This is a genomic window from Hansschlegelia zhihuaiae (genome assembly GCF_004103825.1).
GTDB lineage: Bacteria > Pseudomonadota > Alphaproteobacteria > Rhizobiales > Methylopilaceae > Methylopila > Methylopila zhihuaiae.
Map to the genome: position 1 here is coordinate 38554 of NZ_RYFI01000007.1, position 17913 is coordinate 56466.

General features: G+C 69.6%; 19 protein-coding genes and 1 tRNA gene. 9 read left to right on the top strand and 11 right to left on the bottom strand.

Annotated features, from left to right (window positions below; all coding sequences use genetic code 11):
* Both EK403_RS08645 and EK403_RS08650 read right to left on the bottom strand, forming a co-directional pair.
* The coding region (locus EK403_RS08645) for an efflux RND transporter periplasmic adaptor subunit (protein ID WP_245479592.1) at window positions 1-738 on the bottom strand (738 nt) is incomplete at its 3' end.
* On the bottom strand, window positions 735-1373 hold the full coding sequence (locus tag EK403_RS08650) for a TetR/AcrR family transcriptional regulator (RefSeq protein WP_128777104.1): 639 nt from the start codon (window positions 1371-1373) through the stop codon (window positions 735-737). The genes EK403_RS08650 and EK403_RS08645, both read right to left, overlap by 4 nt.
* Before the next feature lie 197 nt (window positions 1374-1570).
* Between EK403_RS08650 and EK403_RS08655 the strand changes: the two genes are divergently transcribed.
* Both EK403_RS08655 and EK403_RS22300 read left to right on the top strand, forming a co-directional pair.
* Window positions 1571-1645, top strand: a tRNA-Thr gene (locus EK403_RS08655).
* Window positions 1646-1771: 126 nt separating this feature from the next.
* Window positions 1772-1936 (top strand): hypothetical protein, encoded by a 165-nt coding sequence (locus EK403_RS22300; protein ID WP_164919546.1) that lies wholly within the window; start codon window positions 1772-1774, stop codon window positions 1934-1936.
* Here EK403_RS22300 and EK403_RS08660 read toward each other — a convergent pair.
* From EK403_RS08660 to EK403_RS08670, 3 genes are all read right to left on the bottom strand, one after another.
* Complete coding sequence (locus EK403_RS08660) at window positions 1923-2399, bottom strand: EF-hand domain-containing protein (RefSeq protein ID WP_128777105.1); 477 nt, start codon at window positions 2397-2399, stop codon at window positions 1923-1925. The genes EK403_RS22300 and EK403_RS08660 overlap by 14 nt on opposite strands.
* 210 nt (window positions 2400-2609) lie before the next feature.
* Window positions 2610-2855, bottom strand: coding sequence for a hypothetical protein (locus EK403_RS08665; RefSeq protein ID WP_128777106.1), 246 nt, complete (start codon window positions 2853-2855; stop codon window positions 2610-2612).
* 86 nt (window positions 2856-2941) lie between these two features.
* Window positions 2942-3508, bottom strand: a complete 567-nt coding sequence (locus tag EK403_RS08670) for a tyrosine phosphatase family protein (protein ID WP_128777107.1) — start codon at window positions 3506-3508, stop codon at window positions 2942-2944.
* A 422-nt stretch (window positions 3509-3930) separates the two neighbouring features.
* Here EK403_RS08670 and EK403_RS08675 point away from each other — a divergent pair, with 422 nt between their 5' ends.
* Complete coding sequence (locus EK403_RS08675; RefSeq protein ID WP_128777108.1) at window positions 3931-4227, top strand: hypothetical protein; 297 nt, start codon at window positions 3931-3933, stop codon at window positions 4225-4227.
* A 77-nt stretch (window positions 4228-4304) separates the two neighbouring features.
* On the opposite strand, the gene EK403_RS08680 is transcribed toward EK403_RS08675, so the two are convergent.
* From EK403_RS08680 to EK403_RS08690, 3 genes are all read right to left on the bottom strand, one after another.
* Window positions 4305-4661 (bottom strand): hypothetical protein, encoded by a 357-nt coding sequence (locus EK403_RS08680; protein ID WP_245479593.1) that lies wholly within the window; start codon window positions 4659-4661, stop codon window positions 4305-4307.
* Between the two features lie 67 nt (window positions 4662-4728).
* Entirely contained in the window at window positions 4729-5160 is a 432-nt protein-coding gene (locus EK403_RS08685; RefSeq protein WP_128777109.1) for a phasin family protein, read from the bottom strand.
* A gap of 156 nt (window positions 5161-5316) precedes the next feature.
* Window positions 5317-5826 carry a cupin domain-containing protein gene (locus tag EK403_RS08690; protein ID WP_128777110.1) on the bottom strand — a complete coding sequence of 170 codons (510 nt, stop codon included), beginning with the start codon at window positions 5824-5826 and terminating at the stop codon, window positions 5317-5319.
* A 206-nt stretch (window positions 5827-6032) separates the two neighbouring features.
* Here EK403_RS08690 and EK403_RS08695 point away from each other — a divergent pair, with 206 nt between their 5' ends.
* Window positions 6033-7235 (top strand): multidrug effflux MFS transporter, encoded by a 1203-nt coding sequence (locus EK403_RS08695; protein ID WP_128777111.1) that lies wholly within the window; start codon window positions 6033-6035, stop codon window positions 7233-7235.
* Between the two features lie 358 nt (window positions 7236-7593).
* On the opposite strand, the gene EK403_RS08705 is transcribed toward EK403_RS08695, so the two are convergent.
* Window positions 7594-8547, bottom strand: a complete 954-nt coding sequence (locus EK403_RS08705; RefSeq protein ID WP_128777112.1) for a peptidylprolyl isomerase — start codon at window positions 8545-8547, stop codon at window positions 7594-7596.
* Window positions 8548-8774: 227 nt separating this feature from the next.
* On the opposite strand from EK403_RS08705, the gene secA reads away from it, so the two are divergent.
* On the top strand, window positions 8775-11504 hold the full coding sequence (secA, locus tag EK403_RS08710) for a preprotein translocase subunit SecA (RefSeq protein WP_128777113.1): 2730 nt from the start codon (window positions 8775-8777) through the stop codon (window positions 11502-11504).
* Window positions 11505-11588: 84 nt separating this feature from the next.
* On the opposite strand, the gene EK403_RS08715 is transcribed toward secA, so the two are convergent.
* Entirely contained in the window at window positions 11589-13148 is a 1560-nt protein-coding gene (locus tag EK403_RS08715; RefSeq protein ID WP_128777114.1) for a L,D-transpeptidase family protein, read from the bottom strand.
* A 527-nt stretch (window positions 13149-13675) separates the two neighbouring features.
* Window positions 13676-14629: an acetyl-CoA carboxylase carboxyltransferase subunit alpha gene (locus EK403_RS08725; protein WP_128777116.1), complete on the bottom strand. Its 954-nt coding sequence runs from the start codon at window positions 14627-14629 to the stop codon at window positions 13676-13678.
* Window positions 14630-14846: 217 nt separating this feature from the next.
* Between EK403_RS08725 and tsaD the strand changes: the two genes are divergently transcribed.
* The 4 genes from tsaD to EK403_RS08745 all read left to right on the top strand — a co-directional run.
* Window positions 14847-15902: a tRNA (adenosine(37)-N6)-threonylcarbamoyltransferase complex transferase subunit TsaD gene (gene tsaD / locus EK403_RS23060; protein WP_128777117.1), complete on the top strand. Its 1056-nt coding sequence runs from the start codon at window positions 14847-14849 to the stop codon at window positions 15900-15902.
* Window positions 15899-16885 (top strand): NAD(P)H-dependent glycerol-3-phosphate dehydrogenase, encoded by a 987-nt coding sequence (locus tag EK403_RS23065; RefSeq protein WP_128777118.1) that lies wholly within the window; start codon window positions 15899-15901, stop codon window positions 16883-16885. Before tsaD ends, EK403_RS23065 begins: the two co-directional genes overlap by 4 nt.
* A 35-nt stretch (window positions 16886-16920) precedes the next feature.
* On the top strand, window positions 16921-17340 hold the full coding sequence (locus EK403_RS08740) for an EVE domain-containing protein (protein ID WP_128777119.1): 420 nt from the start codon (window positions 16921-16923) through the stop codon (window positions 17338-17340).
* The coding region (locus tag EK403_RS08745) for a class I SAM-dependent methyltransferase (protein ID WP_245479594.1) at window positions 17301-17913 on the top strand (613 nt) is incomplete at its 3' end. The genes EK403_RS08740 and EK403_RS08745, both read left to right, overlap by 40 nt.

Consider the following 17913-nt stretch of genomic DNA (forward strand, 5'->3'; position numbering starts at 1 on the left):
CGCGATCTCGCGTCCCTGCGCGTCGGCGAGCGCCTTGTCGGAGCGCGCGACCTTGAGGTTCTGCTTCTGGGCCTCGACCCTCGCGCGCGAGATGCGAGCGGCGGCTTCGCGGGCCACCAGCGTCTCCTCGGTGGCGTTGCCGGTCTTCTTCAGCGTCTCGGTGCGCTTCAGCGCGGCCTCGGCCTCGACGACGGTCGCCTCGGCCTCGGTGATCGCGGCCTCGACCTGCGCGATCGCGGCCTCGGCGCGGGCGACCTGCGAGGCGTTCTGCAGCGCCTGCGTCTCCAGCATGTCGCGGTCGAGCCGCGCCAGCGTCTGGCCCTTTTCGACCCAGTCGCCGATCTCGACGAGGTAGCTTTCGAGCCGAAGCCCGTCAATCTGCGGGCCGACCAGGATCTCGTCGCGGGCGACCAGCGTGCCCGTGGTCGCGAGCGTCTGCGCGATCTCGCGCCGGACGGCCGCCGCGACCGTGATGGCGGGCGGCTTCGGCGGCTCGCTGGTGACCGCGGCCTCGGCCTCCCCGGCCTTGGTCACGCCGACCGCGCCCGTGATCTCATTCTGGAACAGATAGCCGAGGCCGGCCGCGAGCGTCAGCGCCGCCACCGCATAGGGCCAGCGCTGGACGCGGCGCTTTGGGGCCGCCTTCCGGCCGTCTATCGCGGGCGGTTTCGGCGCCGCCGCGTCGCCCGCCGCAGCGGCGCGCCGCGACGCCTCTTCGGTCCCCATCGGCGCGCTCATTCCGCGGCCTCCCGCGACGCCGGAGGCGGCGCCAGGAACAGCCGCAGCGACCGTTCATACATCGGCATCAGGCCCTCGAGCTCGGTCGCCGGTTCGAGCAGCAGGCGCATCAGCACGCCGTCGGTCAGCGCCATCAGGAAGCGCGTCGCCTCGCGCGCGTCGAGCGCGGCGTCGATCTGGCCGAGCGCCTTGCCGCGCTCCAGCACCCGCACGATGATGTCGCCGACCTCCTCGTCGCAGCGCATGGTGATCTCGCGGACCGCCGGGTTGCGGATCGCCTCGGCGTAGAGCTCCGGGAACATCGGCAGGCTCTCGGGCTTTAGATTGCCGACCAGGAACTGCCGCGCGCATTCGATCAGCGCGCCGATCACGTCGTCCGCCCCGAGCAGCGGCGTGAGCTGCTTCGGGATGTCGGCGCGGTCGCGTTCGACGATCGCCTCGATGATGGCGTCCTTGGAGGGAAAATAGCGGTAGAGCGCGCCCGGGCTCATGCCGGCCTCGGCGCACACCGCCTGCATGCCGGTGGCGTGGAAGCCGCCGCGGGCGAAGCAGGCGATCGCCGCGTCGAGGATGCGCTTGCGCTGATCCTCCTGGCGCCGCAGGCGCGGATCACGAAGCGGCGACATGTCGTTCATAGCGGGACGCCAGATTACGAGAGCGAACGTTCGTTCGCATAATATCCGACGCTTCGCTGCAACGCAACGGCCACGCTTCGTCGATCGTCCCGGCGAAGGCCATGGACGCGCGGGCGACTTGTCTTGCGCCGTCAGGGTCCTTGTGGCAGGTTCCGCGCGCTTTCAGGGACCCGCGCTTCGCGGCCGCCCCCGGCTTCGCTGCGGTAGCTCAGTGGTAGAGCACTCCCTTGGTAAGGGAGAGGTCGAGAGTTCAATCCTCTCTCGCAGCACCAGATTTTTCCGAAGAAGCGCGTGAAGCCTTGGCCCTCCCACGGAGACCGAGCAGACTCGCTTACGAAGTGGGTTACAAAACAGGTCGGACGACGGCGCGCCGGGAGCGTTAGACGCCGGGATCTCGAATGGGCCGCCTCGGCGCGCGCGTTGGCATGGATGACGACTATGCGCCCTCGCCGCCGGAGGCGAAGGCGGGCGCCGCGTCCCACGAGCAGATCGAAACCACGATCGGCGACATCCTCGCCGCCTCTGGCCTGGCCATCGGCTCGCGGACGGCTACTCGCGCATAAAGACCTGAACCTCCTCGGGCGTCACTTTGCCATCCTTGTTGGCGTCCACCTTGTCGAAGATCCGTTTGTGGATCGCTGTGATCTCTTCGAAGGAGAGCGCGCCATCGCCATTCGTGTCGGCGATGGCGAACATGATCTTCATCATGTGCCCGCGCATCTGCATCATCCGGGCAGCGCCCATCATGCCGGGCTGCATCATGTCGCCCATCATGCCTCCGCCCATGCCCTTGCCCATCATTCCCTGGCCCATCATTCCAGGAGGCGTCATGCGGGGCTGAGCGGCTTGTGCGCCCTGGTCTTGTCCGGCCATATCCCCAGGCTGGGGGGCCGGCGCGGCCTGGGCGACTGTCGTATCGGGATGGTGCGGATCGGTTGCGGTCGTTTGCGCGGCGGCTGAAGTCGTCACGCCTGAGGCGACGATGGCGGCGAGCCCAGCCATGCGCATCAGTGTGGTGAAACTCATAATGTCCTCCAGTGTTCATCGGCGGCCGAATTGTCGGTCTTTGCCGAATACATCCTAGGACAGGGGCGCCGGGGCCAATTTGCGCCAGATCAAATGATCCAGCTCCCCGCGCCGAGAAGTCTCGGCGCGGCGCATCGGATGATGCCGGACCAACGGCCCGCCGCTGCTCAAGGGGCGCGGGAGGAGTGCGGACCACGCGCCATTCAGGGCCTACAAGCCATCGTCGCAAGAACAAATTCCGCCTGCTTGTGAGGCATCATGTGAGGCGGCACTTTCTCGCCTCCTCACCATCTCCATCGTGGCGTTCGCTTCATCGCATTCTGTTTGGCGCTCGTCCCGGGCGCCAAAGAGAGCGTAGTTCCGCCACAGACCGAACTGATCCGCCGCCACGTAACCCGCCGCGCCTATGACGGCGACGCCGGCGACCGCGAGCAGCCATTTCAGCCATCTGTCCATCTGCGGGTTCTCCATGGCGCGGGCGAGGGCCGCGGCCAAAGGCGCGGCTGAATCCCGAAGTAGCACGCCCGCCGCACGGGCGCCCGTCACGCCGCAAGGGCCGCATCGACCTCGGCCGCGCGTCCGACCGCGCGCATATAGGCCTCGGTGCCGGGCCGCTCCCTGAGCTGCTTCGCGTGCAGGCGCCGCACCGCCTCGCTCAGCCTGCCGTCCCGTCCGAGCAGCCGATCGGCCATCGCGATCATCCGGGCGTTCGGCCAGGCCTGCCGCCGCAGCTCGTGAAGCCGCGCCACGATCTCGCGCTCGTCGGCGTCCCTTTGCGCCTGCGCGAGCAGCATCGCCATCGCGGCGGTCGAGCGCGAGATGCCCATGTGGCAGTGGATCAGCAGATGGCCGCCGGCCTCGACGCCCTCGCCGAAACGGAGGATCTCGACGACGTGCTCCTCGCTCGGTGCCACCAGTCCGGGCCGGGGCTCGATGATGTCGTGGAACTGCAACGTGACGCGGCGATGGCCGCCATAGCCCGAAAACGCCTCGGGCTCGGGCGTTCCGGGATCGAGCAGCGACAGGACGTGCGCTACGCTCCGATCGGAGTGGCCGCCGAGCTCCTCGATGCCGCAGACGGTGTGGAGCGAAACGGGCTCGGGTTTCATGTTCCCTCCGGGCAGGTCCAGAGTTCGATCTTCTCGCGGCGAGAGATTCTCACGAATACATCACGAGATCGGGCCTCGCGAGGCTTTGGCGCGAACGCCGGGGCCGCGCGGAGTCCGTGAACGTTCCTGAAACATCCATGCCGGCCCCTCCGATCCGTGCTATGATTGAGCAATGACAAAGCATCGTTTCAAGATCGGCGATCGCGTCCGCATGCCGAGCGGAGCGGACCACAGAGGCGCGACCTCGGTCCTCATTGTCCGGCATTTGCCTGCGGATCACGAGAACCTTCCCCTGCGGTACAGGATCAAGGTTCCGTCGGAGGCTCATGAGCGGATGGTCACCGAGGATCAGTTGAGCGCCATCCCGTGAACCTGCCCCGAGGATCCTCGCTACGGCCGCACGACAGCAGAACGAGGTCCAGATGAACACCGCGAACCTGCAGCTCGAAGGCCTGTACGCCGCCGTGGCCGCTCTGACCTCCGCCTTGCGCGACAAAGGTCTTCTGTCGGAAGGCGAGATCGAAGAGGCGCTCAAGCGGGCGGAGCAACAGATCGGCTCCGACCCGCGCAGGACGACGGCGCTGTCGAACGCGCATTTGGACGCGATCAGATTTCCGCTCCGCTTCCTCCGCCACGCGAACGAGACCTCCGCCCAAGGACACGCCTTCTCCTTCGCAGAGCTCGCCACGAAGGTCGGTCGGGTCAAGGAGCAGGTCTGAGAAACTGTGCCGGCGGGCGGCGCGCTTCCCACTCGGCGGCGCTCGATGCGGAATCCGCGGATTCAGGCGGTCGAACCTCAGGCTTGAGAAAGCCTCACGACATTCGCCTGCACGATCGCGCGATAGTCGTCGACCATCTTCTCGAGCGAGCCGCCGGCCATGAACGCCGGTCCATAGCGCATCGCGGCTTCGGTCTTTTCCGACATCATCAACGCGGCCTCTTCGCCGGCCGCGACGCCGCCCATCGCGGCCTTCATCATGCGCATGCCAATGACTTGCTGACACTCGACCGTGAGCATCGCCATTTTGTAGATCGTGTCGAACATCGTGGCAGTCCCCCGCAGCCTGGCCATTCGCATGCTGCATTGCGCAAACGGTATTGAGTGACGGATGTTCCCGCCAGCGCCGCGCATGGCTGGCGCGCAGAAATGCACGATGAAAAAACGCCCGGACCGTGAGGTCCGGGCGCGTGAACTCAACTCAACGCGAAGGAACTGGCCGTCAACGCGCGGACTGGGCGCTCCGGACGGCCTTGCTTCCAAGATCCTGGAACGGTTTGGAGCCTTCGGCCAGGGCCTTCTGGGCGATGGCCGAGAGTTCCTGCACCTGACCGCCCATGACGTCGAACTGCTGGCGCGCATAGGACGCCTGAAGCTCGACCGCCTGATTGACCGACTTCGCCTTGAACAGCGCGTCCAGGAAATCGAAATGCGTGTTGAGGTTCGCCCTGGCGATCTCGACGGATTTCAGGCCGAGGTCGCGGTAACCCTTCGCGCTCTTGGCGGCCGCATCCTGCATGTGGCTCGCCGCGTTCGCGGCCGCGTCGCGCATCTGCGTCGCGCTCTGTTGCGCCTGGTCGACGCCCTTCTGGGCGAAGCCGCGGAGGGTCTCGACCGTGTCTTCGGTCTTGGCGGCGTCTTTTGCGTTCGTCATGATATTTCCTTCCTGGCGGTTTCTCGGCGGCGCGACAGGGACAGACCGCCCTTGCCATCGCCGCCTCTCGTTGTGTGCACTGCAACATAAGTGACGCTGCGCTGCATTCAACCGTTCCGCCAAATGTTTTTCCGCGTCTCGCCGCCCCAAGGGCCGTCAGGGCCGCTTGTGGATCGGGTCGACCCAATAGACCTCCTCGGGCGCCTCGACCGGGTCGACGTCGGCGATGTTGACCACGACGGCTTCGTTATCGGAGCGCACCAGCACGCATTCGAGCGGCTCGTCGGGGTTCGCGTTGATTTCCTGATGGGGCACGTAAGGCGGCACGAAGATGAAGTCGCCGGGCTCGGCCTCGGCGACATATTCGAGCCGCTCGCCCCAGCGCATCCGGGCGCGGCCGCGCACCACATAGATCACGCTCTCGAGCGCGCCGTGATGGTGGACGCCGGTCTTGGCGTTGGGCTCGATCGAGACCGTGCCGGCCCAGATCTTCTGCGCGCCGACGCGGGCGTGGTTGATCGCCGCCTGCCGGAACATGCCGGGCGTCTGGGCGGTGTTCGGGTCGAGCCGGTCGCCCTTGATGACGCGGACGCCGTCATGCCTCCAGCGCTCCGACGCGCCTTCGGCGTGCTCATGGGCGTGGTGGTCGTGCTCGTGATCCGTCATCGGCGCCTCCCGCAAGGCGATGTCGCACGCCGCGGCGTCCGGTCAAGGTCTCGGCGGCGACGGCTCCCCGAACGGGACGATTGCGTGAGGCGCGCCGCCCGGCCGGCCTGAGGGCGAGCCGAAACCGGATCGGCGCCCTAGAACCGGCGCAGTCGCCGCCCAATCGCCCCGCGACCCCGCCCGGCCTGTTCTTTCCGAAAGCGCCCATGCGACTGCGCCCCGACACGCTCGCTCTGACCGCCGTGCTCGCTCTGCTCACGGCGGTCGGGCCGCTCGCGATCGACATGTATCTGCCGTCGCTGCCGCATCTCACCACGGCGCTCGGCGCGAGCCCGCCCGAGGGGCAGCTGACGCTTTCGGCCTTCCTGGTCGGCTTCGCGGCCGGCCAGGTGATCTACGGGCCGCTGTCGGACGCGCGGGGCCGCCGGCCGGTGCTGCTCACGAGCCTCGCGGTCTTCACCTTCGGCTCGGCGCTCTGCGCCGTCGCGCCGACGATCGAGACCCTGATCGTCGCGCGCTTCGTGCAGGCGCTTGGCGGCGCAGGACCCGTGGTGCTCGCCCGCTCGATCGTGCGCGACCTCTATTCCGGCGCGCGGGCCGCCCGCGAGCTCGCGCGGATGGCCACGATCCTCGGCCTGATCCCCGCGGTCGCGCCGCTGATCGGCGGCGTGCTCGAAAGCGCCTTCAACTGGCGCGCCACCTTCGTGACGCTGACCCTCGTGCTCGGCCTGGAAATGCTGATCGTCGCGGCCTTCCTGCCGGAGACGATCCGCATCCGGATGGCGGGAGCGATCAGCCCGCGCTCGGTCGTCGAGAGCTACCGCGTGCTGCTGCGCCACCGCGGCTTCCTTGCCTATCTCGGCCTGACCGCGATCGCGTTCGCGGGGCTGTTCGCCTACATCTCGACCTCGTCCTTCATCCTGCAGTCGATCTACGGGCTGAGCGAGATCGCCTATGGGGCGGCCTTCGCGATCGGCGTGATCGGCTATATCGGCGGCACGCTCGCGGCGGGGCCGCTGGTCAAGCTCCGCGGCCTCGACGGCGCGATCGGGGTCGGGGCGGCGGCGGTCGCGGTCGGCGGCCTGCTGATGCTCGGCCTCGTGGCTCTCGGCCCGAAGACGCCGGCCGCGGTCGTGGTCCCGATGATGATCTACCTGTTCGGAGTGGGCCTGGTGATGCCGCAGGCCATGGCCTCCGCGCTCCAGCCCTTCCCGGAACGCGCCGGCGCGGCCTCCTCGCTGGTCGGCTTCGCGCAGATGACCTTCGGGGCGATCGTCGGCGTCGCGCTCGGCCGCACGCTCGGCCAGGAGAGCATGCTGGCGCTGCCGGTCGCGGTCGCGAGCTTCGGGACCGCGACCCTCGCCCTGTTCCTGGCGACCCGCCGGGCGCGCAAGGGCGACGCGATTTAGCGCTGCGCTCATGTCCCGGCCTTGAGCCGGAACCCATCCGGCGCTGCGGCCTCCGGATCGGACGCCGACCGCAGCGCATCTTCTTTCACCGACCGAGCCAAATGGGTCCCGGCTCAAGGCCGGGACATCGGCGCCGCGGCCCACCTCTCCCCGGCGGGGAGAGCTCGCGAGGCGAAGCCGAGCGGGTGAGGGGGATGAGGGCTCTCCGGAAGTGGCGACGCCCCCTCACCCGGCCCTGCGGGCCGACCTCTCCCCGCCGGGGAGAGATGAAGACCCGCGCCGGACCTGAACGCGCTGCGCGCGGCACGCCTGGGCGCGGCGCTCGCTCCGGGCGGAGCTTGAACTGCGCTCTTACGCCTTACTGCGGCGGGGTCTTGGTCGCGCCCCCTGCGGCTCCTGCGCCCGGATCGGCCGGCGCCTCCTCGGGGGCGGCGGGCTTGCCGGCCTCGGTGCGCTCCACCTTGGCGTCGTTGCGGAGCTTCATCACGAACTCCTGCTGCGCCGTGCGCACCACGTAGTTCTCGATCTGCGGCCGGACCTGCTCGAAGGGCGGCACGGGCCGGGTGCGCTTCTCCTCGAGCTTGATGACGTGGAAGCCGAACTGCGACTTCACCGGCGCCGAGACCTTGCCGGGCTCGAGCTTGAACGCCGCCTCCTCGAAGGCCGGCACCATCTGGCCGCGGCCGAAGAAGCCGAGATCGCCGCCCTGCTTGCCGGAGCCCGGGTCGATCGAGACTTCGCCCGCGATCTTGGCGAAGTCCTCGCCCTTGGCGAGCCGCTCCTCGACCTTCTTGGCCTCGTCCTCGGTCTTGACCAGGATGTGGCGGGCGCGCACCTCATCCTCGGGCTTCAAGTTCTTGGCGGTCTCGTCATAGAGCTTGCGCAGCCGGTCCTCGGTGACCGCGGCCTTGGCCTCGCGCTGCAGCAGTTCCTCGAACAGCGCACGGTCCTTGAGATAGCCGAGCCGCTTCTGGAAGGCCTCGCCCTCGCCGAGCTTCTGCTTCTCGGCCTCCTTGGCCGCGAGCTTGAGGTCGATCAGATAGTTGAGCGCGTAGTCGCGGCGCTGCGGCTCGGTCATCGAGGACATCGACTGCTCGAGGTCCTCGGTCGCGACCTCGACGTCGCCGGCGGTGATCGCCTCGCCGTCGATCTTGGCGAGCACGGTCGAGGGCTCGAGCTTCGGAGCAGGCTGCGCGGGGGCCGCGGCGGGCGGCGGGGTCTGGGCCGCGGCGGGCGCCGCAAGACCGAGAGCGGCCGCGAAAGCGGCGCCGAGGGCGGCTCCGCGCGGGCGGGTGAGGGCTGGAAATATCATGAAAACCATCCGTCTTGCGCGCCTCGCGGCCCGAGAGGCGCGGGAGAGTGTCGGAAAGGCTTTGCATTGACAACCCTGGAGCCCCCTCTTATCTCAGCCGCTGGTTTGCGCTGCGCTTGAAGCGCCTCAAAAACGAGCGGATTTCGGGGTTTCTGCGCGCCCGGCGGTGCCTCCGGCCGGCTGGACGCGCCCTCTCTCGGACCCGATCTCACCGAAAGGTCAGCCATATGTTCGGCGGTCTCGCCCGACGTCTCTTCGGCTCATCCAACGAGCGCATGGTGAAGGCCATGCGCCCGCGCGTCGCCGCCATCAACGCGCTCGAGCCGGAGCTCGCGGCGATGACCGACGAGCAGCTCAGGGCGCGGACGCTCGAGTTCCGCGACCAGCTCGCCGCCGGCAAGACGCTCGACGACATTCTGGTGCCGGCCTTCGCGACGGTGCGCGAGGCGGCCAAGCGCACCCTCGGCCAGCGCCACTTCGACGTCCAGATGATGGGCGGCATCACGCTGCACGAGGGCCGCATCGCCGAGATGAAGACCGGCGAGGGCAAGACGCTGGTCTCGACGCTGCCGACCTATCTCAACGCGCTCGCCGGCCAGGGCGTCCACGTCGTCACCGTCAACGACTATCTGGCCCAGCGCGACAGCGGGTGGATGGGCCGGGTGCACGGCTTCCTCGGCCTGTCGGTCGGCGTCATCGTCCACGGCATGGACGACGACGAGCGGCGCGAGGCCTATGCCTGCGACATCACCTATGCGACCAACAACGAGCTCGGCTTCGACTACCTGCGCGACAACATGAAATACGACGTCCGCGCCATGGTGCAGCGCGGGCACGCCTATGCGATCGTCGACGAGGTCGACTCGATCCTGGTCGACGAGGCGCGCACCCCGCTGATCATCTCGGGTCCGATGGAGGACCGGTCCGAGCTCTACATGCAGGTCGACGACTTCATTCCGCGCCTCCAGGAGGGCGACTACGAGGTCGACGAGAAGCAGCGCACCACCACGCTGACCGAAGAGGGCAACGAGCGCATCGAGCGGATGCTCGAAGAGGCCGGCCTGCTCAAGGGCGACAACCTCTACGACGTCGAGAACGTCACCGTCGTCCATCACGTCACGCAGGCGCTGCGCGCCCACAAGCTGTTCCAGAAGGACAAGGACTACATCGTCCGCGGCGACGAGGTGGTGATCATCGACGAGTTCACCGGCCGCATGATGCCGGGACGGCGCTATTCGGAAGGCCTGCACCAGGCGCTCGAGGCCAAGGAGCGGGCGAAGATCCAGCCCGAGAACCAGACGCTCGCCTCGATCACCTTCCAGAACTATTTCCGCATGTATCACAAGCTCGCCGGCATGACGGGCACGGCCATGACCGAGGCCGACGAGCTTCTGGACATCTACGGCCTCGAGGTCGTGGAGATTCCCACCAACCTTCCCGTGGCGCGCGCCGACGACGACGACGAGGTCTACCGGACCGCGGCCGAGAAGGAGAAGGCGATCATCGAGCTGATCCGCGACTGCCGCGAGCGCCAGCAGCCGATCCTGGTCGGCACCACCTCGATCGAGAAGTCCGAGCAGCTCTCCGAGGCGCTGAACCGCGCCAAGATCCCGCATCAGGTGCTGAACGCCCGCTATCACGAGCAGGAGGCGCACATCGTGGCCGACGCGGGCGTCCCGAGCGCGGTGACGATCGCGACCAACATGGCGGGCCGCGGCACCGACATCCAGCTCGGCGGCAACCTCGAAATGCGCATCGAGCGCGAGCTCGGCGACATGGAGGCCGGCCCCGAGCGCGACGCGCGGGTCGAGCAGATCAAGGCCGAGATCGCGGCCAAGAAGGAGATCGCGCTCAAGGCCGGCGGCCTGTTCGTGGTCGGCACCGAGCGCCACGAAAGCCGCCGCATCGACAACCAGCTGCGCGGCCGCTCCGGCCGCCAGGGCGACCCTGGCCGCAGCCACTTCTTCCTGTCGCTTCAGGACGATCTGATGCGGATCTTCGGCTCCGAGCGCATCGACGGCATGCTGCAGAAGCTCGGCATCCAGGAGGGCGAGGCGATCGTCCACCCGTGGGTGAACAAGGCGCTCGAGAAGGCCCAGAAGAAGGTCGAGGCGCGCAATTTCGACATCCGCAAGAACCTCTTGAAATACGACAACGTCATGAACGACCAGCGCAAGGCGGTGTTCGAGCAGCGGCTCGAATTCCTCCAGGCGGAGTCGATCTCCGGCGCGATCGCGGAGATGCGCCATGACACGGTCGACGACATCGTCACCCGCCACATCCCCGAGAACGCCTATCCGGAGCAGTGGGACTCCGCGGGCCTCGAGGACGAGGTGCGCGACATCCTGAACCTCGATTTGCCCGTCGCCCAGTGGGCGGCCGAGGAGGGGATCGCCGACGAGGAGATCCGCGAGCGCCTGAACAAGGCCGCGGACGAGGCGGCGGCCGAGCGGGCCGAGCGCTTCGGCCCGGACATCACCAACCAGATCGAGAAGGCGGTCCTGCTCCAGACGCTCGACCATTTGTGGCGCGAGCATCTCGCGACGCTCGATCACCTGCGGCAGGTGATCGGCCTCAGAGGCTACGCCCAGCGCGACCCGCTGAACGAGTACAAGTCCGAGGCCTTCGAGCTGTTCCAGGCGATGCTGGCGCGGCTGCGCGAGACCGTCACGGCGCAGTTGATGCGCGTCGAGCTGGTCCAGTCGCCGCCGCCGCTCGCCGACGAGGACCTGCCCGAGATGCAGGCGATCCACCAGGATCCGACGACTGGCGAAAACGAGATGGCCTTCGCCGAGGCGGTCGCGGCCTTCGAGGCGGCCGCCGCAGCCGGCGGAACGGCTGCGGCGGCCGGCGTGGACCCGAACGACCCCGCGACCTGGACCCGCACGCCGCGCAACGCCGAATGCCCCTGCGGCTCGGGCAAGAAATACAAGCACTGCCACGGCAGGCTGGCCTGAGCCGGGACGGCCGGCCTCCACTTGGCGACCAGAATGAAAAGGCCGGGCTCGCGCCCGGCCTTTTCATTCTGGTCCGAACCGCGTTCACTCCGCCGGAGCGTAGGACGAGGTCACGTTGCGGTCGGTCTTGGGCTTCGGCGCGAACTGATCGGGCAGGCTCGCGGACCGGTTCCGCTTCGGCTGGGCCGCCGCCGGTGCCGGTCCGGAGACCGGGATCGCGGCCGGCGCGGGCTCCTCGGCCTTCTGGCCGCCGAACAGGCCGCCCATCCAGCCCTTGAGCTTGGCGACCGCGCCCTCGGACGGGGCCGGCGAGACCGCATTGGCCATCACGGGCGCCTCGGCGGTCGAGACCTCGCGGGCGGCGCCGGGCTTGGCGGGCGGCACAGGAGCGGGCTTCGCGGCGGCGACCTGCGCGGGCTGCTGCGCGGGGGCCGGGATCGGCGTCTCGGCTGCAGGCTCCTCGCTGCGGAACAGGCGGGCGAACAGCCCGGCCTCGGCCTTGGTGGAGGGCGCGGGCGCAGAGCCGTCGGTCGCGACCGGCGTCGACAGCGCGACCTGCGCCGGCTGGCCGGACTTCGCTTCGGACGGCTTCGCCGCGACGGAGGGCTTGGCGCCCGGGGCAGGCGTCGCGGCGGCGACCGCGACGACGCTGCCGGTCGCGGACGGCTGGGCCCCAAGGGGCGCCCCGGCGGCCTCAGGCGCGACGGCCGCCACCATCACGACCGGATCGGTGAGCTTGCGCCGCAGCCGGCCGTTCTGTGCGACATATTCGGCCGCGACCGGCTCGGACTTCGACAGCTGCGCGATCAGGATGTTGTCGGTCTTCTCCTTGGCCGCGACCGCCTTGGCGATCTGCGGATCGACCGAATAGCTCGGGCAGGCCGCGTTCGGGTCGATCGACGAGAGCGGCCCGGTCTGGGCGTTGAACACGTATTTCTTGCCGCAGGCGTCGACCTTGGGCTCGAGCTTCGTCACCTCGAAGGCGTCGGAGCCCTGCTTCAGGTTCTTCCAGAACTTCATATTCTTGTCGTCGCGGCGGCGCGCGATGTTCTGCGCCGTCATGCGGAACGGCAGCGCCTGGAACTGGAACGCCTTCTGGCCGCCGCGGAAGCTTTCGCGGGCCATGGCGTAGATCTCGCCCATCTGGTCGTCGGTCATGGCGTAACAGCCGGCCGACAGACAGTCGCCATGCATCATCACGTGCCGGCCGGAGCGGCCGAGGGCGCGATCATAGGCGTTCGGGAAGCCGATGTTGAAGGAGAGATAGTAGGACGATTTCGGGTTCATCTGGGCCGGCGTGACCGAATAGAACCCCTCGGGCGCCTGCTTGTCGCCTTCCTTGATCTTCGGGCCGAGCTTCCCTGAGAACCGGCAGATGTCGTAGCTCTTGAGCAGCGCGTAGCGGCCGTCGGCCTTGCGCTTCTTCCAGACCTCGGCCTTCGACTCCTCCTTGAAGACGCGGACCAGGATCGGGTCCTGCGGCGACATGCCCTTCTCGGTCATCAGCGAGACGAGTTCGGGCTTCAGCGGCTGAATGCTGCGGGCAGTCGACGCCATGGTGGATTCGCGGTCGGCGTTGCAGCCGGCGAGCGCCACCGCGGCGGCGAACGCAGACCCTGCGAGCGCGGCGCGTGCGACGGTCATGGAGAAACTCCCCCGGACATACTGGGTCGATCATTAACGATCGGACCAGCTAAGATCGATACCCTTACCCGACCGTTACCGCAAGCCGAAGGAGGCCGCACGACACCCTCCAGGAGCGCTGTTTATCGGTCTCCGAGCGCCAATTTGCGGAACCGGGCCATAGTGTGCCGTGGACGCCACGTCCTGGCTCGGAGACCAAGATGCGCTTGACGGGGCTTTCCGCCTTCCCGATCACGCCGTCGGACGCGGCGGGCCGCGTCGACGTCGTCGGCTTGCGCAAGCTCGTCGGCGCGCTCCGCGAGGCGAAGGTCGATCCCGTCGCCCCGATCCTACACGCCGCTCGCCTCGAAGAGCAAAGGATCGCTGCAGCCCGACCCCGCAGCCTCCAGCGCCTCCCGCCGAGAACCGACCGGCATCAATCATCGCCGCGTCGACAATAGCTTGGCCTAGTGAGTGGGAATGGATCCCGGCGCTCCGGCCGGGGGACGACGGGCGGCGTTTCCCTGACCCGATCCAGAAGCGCCCCGCTAGAGCCCCCGGCCGATGGCCAAAAACTTGCGCCGCCGCTCGTCGCGGATCTGCTCCGGAGACATGTTGGAGAACCGCGCCAGCGCCCGGGAGATCGCCTCGCCGGCGGCGGCGATGGCCGCCTCGGGCGCGCGATGGGCGCCGCCGAGGGGCTCGGGCACCACCCCGTCGATCACGCCCAGGCGCATCAGGTCGGCGGAGGTGATCTTCATGTTGGTGGCGGCGTCCTGCGCCTTGGCGGCGTCGCGCCACAGGATCGAGGCCGCGCCCTCGGGCGAGATCACGCTATAGATCGCATGCTCGAGCATCAGCACGGCGTTCGCGGTCGCGATCGCGATCGCGCCGCCGGAGCCGCCCTCGCCGATGATCACCGCGACGTTCGGGACACAGAGGTTGAGGCAGGCCTCGGTCGAGCGCGCGATCGCCTCGGCCTGGCCGCGCTCCTCGGCCTCGATGCCCGGGAAGGCGCCGGCGGTGTCGACCAGCGCGATCACCGGCAGGCCGAAGCGGTCGGCGGTCTCCATCAGGCGGATCGCCTTGCGGTAGCCCTCGGGCCGCGCCATGCCGAAATTGTGCTTCAGCCGGGTCTCGGTGTCCGCGCCCTTCTCGTGGCCGATCACCATCACGGGCTCGCCGTCGAAGCGGCCGAGGCCGCCCATGATCGCCTGGTCCTCGCCGAACAGCCGGTCGCCCGCGAGCGGCGTGAAGTCCTGGATCAGCCGGCCGACATAGTCGACGAAATGCGGCCGCTCCGGATGGCGGGCGACCTGCGTCTTCTGCCAGGGCGTGAGGCTGGCGTAGAGCTCCTTCAGCGCCGCCTGAGACTTCGCCTCGAGCCGCTGGACCTCCTCGTCGATGGTCACGGCGTCGCCGTCCTCGCCGAGCGTCCGGAGCTCCGCGATCTTGGCCTGAAGCTCGGCGACCGGCTTTTCGAAGTCGAGATAGCTTTTCATGAGGCGGCGCTCCGCGCCGTTCGGCGCCCAAGGGGAGAGGCGGTGGTCCTGCGGAGCGCGCGGAGACATGTTCGTCAAAGGTTGAAAAGTCAACCTCGCGGGGCCGTCGTCCTCTGCGTTCGCTCCGGGGATCGCCTGCGCCGGCGCGAATGATTTGAACCCCGCCCGCCCCGGCTATATGCGTCACGCGACCTGTCGCCCGGAGCTGCCCCGCCCCATGCTCGTCCTCGGCATCGAGACCACATGCGACGAGACCGCCGCAGCGGTCGTGCGCCGCAAGGGCGACGGCCCGGGCGAGATCCTGTCCAGCGTGGTGCGGGCGCAGGTCGAAGAGCATGCGGCTTACGGCGGCGTCGTTCCCGAGATCGCGGCGCGCGCCCATGTCGAGGCGCTGGACGGCGTGCTCGAGCGGGCGCTGAAGGATGCGGGCGTCGGTCTCGACGGCCTCGACGGCGTCGCGGCGGCGGCCGGACCGGGGCTCGTCGGCGGCGTCATCGTCGGCCTCACCGCCGCCAAGGCGCTCGCGCTGGTCGCCCAGAAGCCGTTCGCGGCCGTCAACCATCTCGAGGCGCATGCGCTGACGGCCCGGCTGACCGACGGCGTCGCCTTCCCCTATCTCCTGCTGCTCGCCTCGGGCGGCCATACGCAGCTGCTCGCGGTGCTGGGCGTCGGCCGCTACGTCCGGCTCGGCTCGACCGTCGACGACGCGCTGGGCGAGGCCTTCGACAAGGTCGCGAAGATGCTTGGCCTCGGCTATCCGGGCGGCCCGCAGGTGGAGAAGCGAGCGGCGGCCGGCGATCCGTCGCGCTTCGCCTTTCCGCGCCCCATGTTCGGCCGCGCCGAGCCGAATTTCTCGCTCTCCGGCCTGAAGACCGCCGTGCGCCTCGAGGCCGAGCGGATCGCGCCCCTGTCCGAGACCGACGTCGACGACCTCTGCGCGGGCTTTCAGGCGGCGGTGACGGATGTGGTCGCGAACAGGACCCGCGCGGCTCACCGCGTCTTCGCGGAGCGCTTCGGCCGGCCGAACGCGCTGGTCGCGGCCGGCGGCGTCGCGGCCAACGGCCCGATCCGGCGCGCGCTCACGCGGCTCGCGGGCGAGGCCGGGACGCGCCTCGTCGCGCCGCCGCTCGCCCTCTGCGGCGACAATGGCGCGATGATCGCTTGGGCGGGAGCGGAGCGCCTGGCTTTGGGCCTCGCCGACGGCCTCGACTTCGCGCCGCGGCCGCGCTGGCCGCTCGACATGGCGGCCGCAGCCGCGGGAGCAAAGGCGTGAGCGCCCCCGCCACGACGGTCGCGGTGGTCGGCGCGGGCGCCTGGGGCACCGCGCTCGCCAACGTCGCCGCGGAGGCGACCGGCGCGACCGTCCCCCTGATCGGCCGTGACGCGGGGCGGATGGCCGAGGTCGAGCGGACGCGCGTCAACGCCGCGCGGCTGCCGCATGCGCCGCTTCAGCCGGGCGTGCGGGCGACCGCCGAGATGGCGTCGCTCTCCGACGCCGAGATCGTGCTGCTGGTCGTGCCGACCCAGACCTTGCGGGGAGTGGCGGCCGAGATCGGCCCGCATCTCGCCGAGGGCGCGGTGCTGGTCGCCTGCTGCAAGGGCGTCGAGCGCGGCGCGCTGGCGCTGCCGCACGCCGTGCTCGGCGAGACGCTTCCGGGACGCGCCGTCGCGCTGCTCTCGGGCCCGAGCTTCGCCGACGACGTCGCGCGCGGCCTGCCGACCGCGGTGACGCTCGCCTGCGCCCATGAGGCGGTGGCCGAACGGGTCGCCGAGGCGCTCGCGACGCGCTCGTTCCGGCCCTACCGGTCGACCGACGTGGTCGGCGTGGCGCTGGGTGGCGCGGCCAAGAACGTGCTCGCCATCGCGGCCGGAGTCGTCGAGGGCCGTGGGCTCGGCGCGAGCGCGGTCGCGGCGCTCATCGCGCGCGGCTTCGCGGAGCTCGCCCGGCTCGGCGCCGCGCTCGGCGCGCGCCCGGAGACGCTGTCCGGCCTCTCCGGCCTCGGCGACCTCGTGCTGACCGCGACCTCGCCGAAATCGCGCAACTTCTCGCTCGGCCTCGCGCTCGGGCGCGGCGAGCCGCCGCCCCAGAAACTCGCCGAGGGCGCGGCCACGGCGGCGGCGCTGGTCTCGCTCGCCAGCGCCCACGACGTCGAGATGCCGATCTCCTCCGCCGTCGCCGAGGTCGTGGCGGACCGGCTGACCGTGTCCGACGCGATCGAGCGCCTGCTCGCCCGCCCCTTGAGAGCCGAGGGCTGACCCGCCCAGGCGCGCGCCGTTCGATGGAGACCCCGATGGCCTATTGGCTGTTCAAGTCCGAGCCCGATTCCTGGTCCTGGGACCAGCAGAAGAAGGCCGGCGAGGCCGGCACGGAATGGACCGGCGTGCGCAACTATCAGGCGCGCAACAACATGCGCGCCATGCAGCTCGGCGACCGCGGCTTCTTCTACCATTCGAACGAAGGCAAGGAGATCGTCGGGATCGTCGAGGTCTCGAAGCTCGCCCATCCGGATTCGAGCTCCGACAACCCGACCTGGGAATGCGTCGACCTCCGCGCCGTCGAGGACATGCCGAAGCCGGTGACGCTCGTCGACGCCAAGGCCAACCCGAAGCTCGCCAAGATGGCGCTGGTCGCGAACTCCCGGCTCTCGGTGCAGCCGGTGACCGACGAGGAATGGGCCGAGGTCCGCCGCATGGGCGGGCTGAAGAGCTGACGATCCGCGACCCGGAAGCCTTCATCCGCGCCGAGACCCGGGTCCGGCCCGTGCCGCTCGCGCCGGAAATCTCGCTCCAGGTCGCGGACGAGGCGGTGCCGCTCTGGTCGCGGACCGAGGAGGAGCTCGAGCGCGCCGGACTGCCGCCGCCGTTCTGGGCCTTCGCCTGGGCCGGCGGCCAGGCGCTCGCCCGCCATCTGCTCGATGATCCGGAGACCGTGCGGGCCAGGCGCGTGCTGGACGTCGGATCGGGATCGGGGCTGGTCGCCATCGCGGCGATGAAGGCGGGGGCGGCTTCCGTCCTCGCCGTCGACGTCGACCCGTTCGCGGTCGCGGCCATCGGCGTCAACGCGGCCGCGAACGGCGTCGCGGTCTCCGTCCTGGGCGACGACCTGATCGGCGGCCCGCGGCTTCCCGTCGATCTCGTGACCGTCGGCGACCTGTTCTACGAGCGCGACGTCGCGGCCCGCCTGCTCGCCTGGCTCGACTTCTATCTCGCCGACGGCGTCCCCGTGCTGGTCGGCGATCCCGGCCGCACCTACCTCCCGAAGGACCGGCTCCCGCCGCCCCCCG

Coding starts and splice junctions, on each gene's coding strand:
- EK403_RS08650 (WP_128777104.1), bottom strand. CDS start 1,373: ATGAACGACATGTCGCCGCTTCGTGATCCGCGCCTGCGGCGCCAGGAG.
- EK403_RS22300 (WP_164919546.1), top strand. CDS start 1,772: ATGGGCCGCCTCGGCGCGCGCGTTGGCATGGATGACGACTATGCGCCC.
- EK403_RS08660 (WP_128777105.1), bottom strand. CDS start 2,399: ATGAGTTTCACCACACTGATGCGCATGGCTGGGCTCGCCGCCATCGTC.
- EK403_RS08665 (WP_128777106.1), bottom strand. CDS start 2,855: ATGGACAGATGGCTGAAATGGCTGCTCGCGGTCGCCGGCGTCGCCGTC.
- EK403_RS08670 (WP_128777107.1), bottom strand. CDS start 3,508: ATGAAACCCGAGCCCGTTTCGCTCCACACCGTCTGCGGCATCGAGGAG.
- EK403_RS08675 (WP_128777108.1), top strand. CDS start 3,931: ATGAACACCGCGAACCTGCAGCTCGAAGGCCTGTACGCCGCCGTGGCC.
- EK403_RS08685 (WP_128777109.1), bottom strand. CDS start 5,160: ATGACGAACGCAAAAGACGCCGCCAAGACCGAAGACACGGTCGAGACC.
- EK403_RS08690 (WP_128777110.1), bottom strand. CDS start 5,826: ATGACGGATCACGAGCACGACCACCACGCCCATGAGCACGCCGAAGGC.
- EK403_RS08695 (WP_128777111.1), top strand. CDS start 6,033: ATGCGACTGCGCCCCGACACGCTCGCTCTGACCGCCGTGCTCGCTCTG.
- EK403_RS08705 (WP_128777112.1), bottom strand. CDS start 8,547: ATGATATTTCCAGCCCTCACCCGCCCGCGCGGAGCCGCCCTCGGCGCC.
- secA (WP_128777113.1), top strand. CDS start 8,775: ATGTTCGGCGGTCTCGCCCGACGTCTCTTCGGCTCATCCAACGAGCGC.
- EK403_RS08715 (WP_128777114.1), bottom strand. CDS start 13,148: ATGACCGTCGCACGCGCCGCGCTCGCAGGGTCTGCGTTCGCCGCCGCG.
- EK403_RS08725 (WP_128777116.1), bottom strand. CDS start 14,629: ATGAAAAGCTATCTCGACTTCGAAAAGCCGGTCGCCGAGCTTCAGGCC.
- tsaD (WP_128777117.1), top strand. CDS start 14,847: ATGCTCGTCCTCGGCATCGAGACCACATGCGACGAGACCGCCGCAGCG.
- EK403_RS08740 (WP_128777119.1), top strand. CDS start 16,921: ATGGCCTATTGGCTGTTCAAGTCCGAGCCCGATTCCTGGTCCTGGGAC.